This is a genomic window from Comamonas composti DSM 21721 (assembly GCF_000429845.1).
GTDB lineage: Bacteria > Pseudomonadota > Gammaproteobacteria > Burkholderiales > Burkholderiaceae_C > Comamonas > Comamonas composti.
The window spans coordinates 1-4,136 of sequence record NZ_AUCQ01000052.1; the positions used below are offsets into that span (position 1 = coordinate 1).

Annotated in this window: 7 protein-coding genes; all 7 read right to left on the reverse strand. The window is 52.5% G+C overall.

The genetic code is table 11. The features are described from left to right. Positions 1 to 1,376 (reverse strand): RHS domain-containing protein (locus G486_RS22695; RefSeq protein WP_169728612.1); only part of this gene is annotated, 1,376 nt, incomplete at its 3' end. A 212-nt stretch (positions 1,377 to 1,588) separates the two neighbouring features. Continuing rightward, positions 1,589 to 1,810 carry a hypothetical protein gene (locus tag G486_RS0116850; protein ID WP_156920076.1) on the reverse strand — a complete coding sequence of 74 codons (222 nt, stop codon included), beginning with the start codon at positions 1,808 to 1,810 and terminating at the stop codon, positions 1,589 to 1,591. An 11-nt stretch (positions 1,811 to 1,821) separates the two neighbouring features. After that, on the reverse strand, positions 1,822 to 2,112 hold the full coding sequence (locus G486_RS0116855; RefSeq protein WP_027016583.1) for a tetratricopeptide repeat protein: 291 nt from the start codon (positions 2,110 to 2,112) through the stop codon (positions 1,822 to 1,824). 76 nt (positions 2,113 to 2,188) lie between these two features. Continuing rightward, complete coding sequence (locus tag G486_RS24810; protein ID WP_169728613.1) at positions 2,189 to 2,494, reverse strand: hypothetical protein; 306 nt, start codon at positions 2,492 to 2,494, stop codon at positions 2,189 to 2,191. A 29-nt stretch (positions 2,495 to 2,523) separates the two neighbouring features. Beyond that, positions 2,524 to 3,048 (reverse strand): RHS repeat protein, encoded by a 525-nt coding sequence (locus G486_RS0116865; RefSeq protein ID WP_027016585.1) that lies wholly within the window; start codon positions 3,046 to 3,048, stop codon positions 2,524 to 2,526. A 30-nt stretch (positions 3,049 to 3,078) separates the two neighbouring features. Next, positions 3,079 to 3,444: a hypothetical protein gene (locus G486_RS24110; protein WP_156920077.1), complete on the reverse strand. Its 366-nt coding sequence runs from the start codon at positions 3,442 to 3,444 to the stop codon at positions 3,079 to 3,081. A 1-nt stretch (position 3,445) separates the two neighbouring features. Then, positions 3,446 to 4,136 (reverse strand): RHS repeat-associated core domain-containing protein (locus G486_RS24630; RefSeq protein WP_245587357.1); only part of this gene is annotated, 691 nt, incomplete at its 5' end.

Here is a 4,136-nt window from a genome sequence, read left to right on the forward strand (position 1 = left end):
CGCAAGGGATTGCGCACCTGCTGGGCTGAACTTGCACCAGCTCTCCCTGCGGCCCACAGCGCCTGCACCTTGGCCTCACCCCAGGCCTTGTATTCGGCGCTCCACGCAAGCTGACCTTGCGCATCGGTCAGCTCCATGGGCGTGCCCAGGTGGTCGCACTGGTAGTGGCAGATGCTGTGCAGTTCTGCGCTGCTCTTGCCATTGCTGCCGGGCTTAAAGCTGCCATTGAACAGCGGGTCGGCATCGATGCTGTACTGGCCCTGGGCATCGGTGTAGTGCTGGGCGTAGTCCTTGGGCCGCTGCAGCAATTGCTGATGCATGGGCGCAGCCCTGTGCGCTTGCAGCACCGGCACAAAGCTGCCCGGCTCAAAGATGTAGTGCGTGGTGCCGCTTTGGGTGGGCAATTCTGTGGATCGGCCCGCTGCACGCAGATTGCGCAGCTGTTGTTGGGCCTGTGGCGTCAGCCGGTTTTCTGTGCTTTCCCAGGCAAGCTGGTTGCCGTCCCAGCCGTAGAGCGTGTGCTGGCTGTGGCCGGGGTTCAGGGCGCTTTCTCTCACCTTGGCCATGCGCCGGCCCAAAGGGTCGTAGCGGTAGTGGGTGGTGTGTTCGCCCTGGCGGCTTTGCACCATCTGGTTGGCACCGTTCCACTGGAAGCTGGTGGTGATGCCGTTGTGGATGCGCTCTATGAGGTTGCCGCGCTCGTCATAGCGGTAATGCGTGCCTGCATAGTGCTGCAGAAGGTTATTTAGCAAGCGCGGGCCGCTCAGATTGTTATAGCTGTGGCCCTGGCGGCTGCTGCCGTCACCGGCTGCAATGGCGTTGCTGCTGGTGGCTCTATTACTGCCATCCAGGATGTTGCTGGCCGGGTCAAATGCAAACAGCTCCTGGCCCAGCTGGCTGGCCGCCTCGATGAGCCGGCCCACGGGGTCGTATTTGTACTGGATGGCGCCCCGGCGGCTGTCGGCAATGCCCGAGAGCTGGCCGGCTTGGTCATAGCGGTACTGGCGCTGGATGTTCAGGCTGGCGGCGTTGCCTTGGGGCATTGCGCTGGCTCCTGCTCCACTCGCAGGCTGTGCTTTGCTCAAGGTCTGGGCCTGCAGCCTGCCCAGCGCATCCCATTGCTGGCTGTGCTGCAGCTGGTTGGCCTGGTGGCGTTGCACCTCGCGGTGCAGGGCATCTCGCTCGTAGGCGATTTGCTCTTCGCCATTGAGCAGCAGGCCGTGGATATGGCCCGATCCATAGTTCAGCCACTGGACGTGCTGGCCATCGGGCCGGGTGGTGGCGATGCAGTGGGCACTACCACCGGCCAAGGCGCATATCAACAAGATGTAATATTCATCCGACTCAAAATACTCCTGCTCGCCTCTTCGCAGCATGGAAAGGAGTGGGTGTAATCATCCAGGGCCCAACGGCGAAATTGAAAATCATTTCAGATAATCTAATCCATTTGAACCGATTTCATCAATCAATGAGACATCATCCCGTTCAATAGAGCAAGGTTTTTTTGAATTAGAGAAAAAATAATATCTTCCAAATATTTTCTCCTATCATCAACTTGGTTGATTGGCAGATCGTGAGGAATTGCTTTTCACCAGAGTTCGTTGTTATTTACATCACTCAAAATAAACTCTAGACCATCGACGATATTACTTCTGGAAATCGGCCAAAATCTAGCAAAGGTAGCTTCCATTTCCTTTAAAAGCAATTTCCTTCGATCAATGGAATTGATATCGAAGTCCTCCAATGCTTCATCCGTCATACCGAACAAAAAATCATAAAGTCGGCGTAAGTAATTGAGATTGATTTGCACGAAATTTGATTTCATGAGCAACTGATTTTGCTCAACAGTTCTTTAGCTCTCTCGAACTCTTGTGCCAGCAAATCATCATCACGCTTTTCTTGCAACGCGCGCTCCAAGAAAGGTCGAGCTTCCGACGGCCTGCCCAATTCGTGCAAAAGGTCGCCGAGGCAAACCAGGCCTTGTACCAGTGCTATTACATCGCCGTCAGATTCGGACTCCGTCACAACCTCGCGTAAAATAACCTCTCCGCGATCTACTGCGCCCCTATCGAGAAGCATTAATGCCTTTTGAAACTTTTGACGAGCAACCATCGAGATCTCCTTTAGCACCCTGACCCATAACGTCCAGCGAAGTTTCGTGAGGACTTTGGAATATTGTAGTCCTTCATCATGTTTTTCGTTTTCTTCTCAAGATCCTTGCGGGTGAAATTGGGGTTTTGCTGATACCAAGTATTCCAGTCGTTATTCCATCCACCCTTATGCACGTCGACGTGTTCGGCATTTGGAATCTGAGCGATCTGCCGATGAATGTAGTCTTCGGGATTGCTGATCCCATCCATTGCAGCTGGATGTGCTGGTTGCCGGCCTGCACCAGCTGGCCGTTGCCATCATAAGCATAGCTGTCTGTGCTGATGTTGCTTGGCTCTACGCGTTGTGCGGTGTAAAGATTGTCTGCGGCATCCTTCTCTTGCACGGGTTGGAGCAAGCCGGTCTTGCGCTCGGTCAGCCGTCCCAGGGCGTCACGGTGTTCCAGCAGCCGGCCTTCGGCGTCGTAGCTGAGATGCTGCTGGCTGCCGTCGGGGCGGTGATCTGGCTTAGCTGGCCCTTGTCGTAGGCGTAGCGGGTGCTGTGGCCTGCGGCGTCCTGGCTGGCAATGAGCTGGCCCAGCGCGTCGTACTGCCACTGGCTGGTCTGGCCCGAGCAGTCGGTATAGGCCGTCAGCTGCCCTGCGCTGTTATAGGCCAGCTGTTTGACACCGCCCTTGGCATCGGTGATTTGCGTGGGCAGGCCGGCCTTGTTGTAGGCGTACTGGGTGGTATGGCCAAGCGGGTCGGTTTCTTCAGTCAGCAGGGCTCCGGTGTAGACCCGTTTCCAGTGCTGGCCCTCGCCGTCGGCAATGCCAATGAGGTGGTCTTGCTCGTCGTATTCGTAGTGGATGGTGGCGCCATCGGCCTGGGTGTGGGCGAGCAGATTGCTGTGCGCATCCCACTCAAAATATTCCTGCTCGCCGCGGAGAAGTGCAAACAATGACGTATTTGATATTTCAAACTTTAACAGTCATGAACCGATATATTTATATTCAAAAATAAAACCATCTACATTTCTCTTTAGCTCAAAATGAAGAATTGGCTCATCAGGTCGCTCATTATTCCATAAGACACACTCCCCCCCCAATCTTTCAGGATCGATCATTTGAAATATGTCTATATTCATTCGACGACCATTTTTAGTAAAAGCTAAATCTTCAGGTGCAATACTTATATTTTCATATCCATCTGGAAAATACTCTCCAAGTACTTCAAAAATTTCTTCCATCACATTTTTTGATAAATTAAATTCATTAATTAATACTACTTCTTCTTTGTTCTTCAATGCTCGAACAAATTCATATATAATTTTATATATCTTCTCTTTATCAGCCATTTTATTTTCTCCTTTTTGGAGTCGTTGTTGATGTACCCGCGTGAGCACCGATACCTTTGAAATACGTTCGTGCCTGCAAAGTTAAGCACTTAGCTGCCGCTGAACTCAGACCTGCTGCTTTCAGAGAATTATAAGCAACCACTGTTTCACTTCCTAATAACCCTGCTTTAGATGATGCATCCTGCGCTCGATTTGCCGCATGATGCGGTGTTCCTCGAGTTGTACCATCTTTATTTCTTCCTTGTATGCTGATTGCTGGTGCATCATCATAATGATATCCAGAAATATTTTTCATGGCCGCATCTTGATAAATATGGTGCGAATCTTGGAGTCCACCAATCTTTCGCAGATCGCCATGGCGACCAGTTTTAACTCCCTCTGCTGCAAGAATTTGATCACAGTCACATGGGCACGTCTTAAGACCTAAAGGATCAACCCATCCAGTCGGATTCGGGGCATATCGATGAAAATTAATGCCTCCAGCCAGCCCAATCGGATCCCGACTCACAAACCGCCCACAATGCGGATCGTAATACCGGAAGCGGTTGTAATGCAGCCCGGTCTCTTCATCAAAATACTGCCCCTGAAACCGCAAGTGATTGCGCACCTGCTGGGCTGAACTTGCACCAGCTCTCCCTGCGGCCCACAGCGCCTGCACCTTGGCCTCACCCCAGGCCTTGTATTCCGCGCTC

Bases quoted from the DNA above. Each gene is read 5' to 3' on its own strand.
- G486_RS0116855 (WP_027016583.1), bottom strand. From the start codon at position 2,112: ATGGTTGCTCGTCAAAAGTTTCAAAAGGCATTAATGCTTCTCGATAGG.
- G486_RS24110 (WP_156920077.1), bottom strand. From the start codon at position 3,444: ATGGCTGATAAAGAGAAGATATATAAAATTATATATGAATTTGTTCGA.